General features: G+C 46.9%; 1 pseudogene. It reads right to left on the bottom strand.

Going from position 1 to position 258, the window contains the following annotated elements:
* Nucleotides 1-247, bottom strand: a pseudogene (locus Q4563_RS20865) (hypothetical protein); the annotation flags it as partial.
* Nucleotides 248-258 lie beyond the last annotated feature (11 nt).

Here is a 258-nt window from a genome sequence, read left to right as displayed (position 1 = left end):
GACTGGTGCTCTTGATTTTAACGTTGGGAATAAAAGGGACTGGATGTTCAAAAAAAACGGTCAGCTGTTGACCATTTTCTTCTTCCATATTTAATCCATCTTCTTCAACCGATACGTCAGAATCGATCTGTCCAGTAGGATCGGCATTCCAGACACTGGCCTTGGCGCCAACGGTAAACAGAAGATCAGCCTGTGCTGACAAGGGAGCCAGTGCAACCAGTGCGACGGCCATTACGGTCTTTTTCATTGGTGTCATCC

The organism is Gilvimarinus sp. 1_MG-2023, from assembly GCF_030548285.1.
This window is presented reverse-complemented; position numbering and strand designations above follow the sequence as displayed.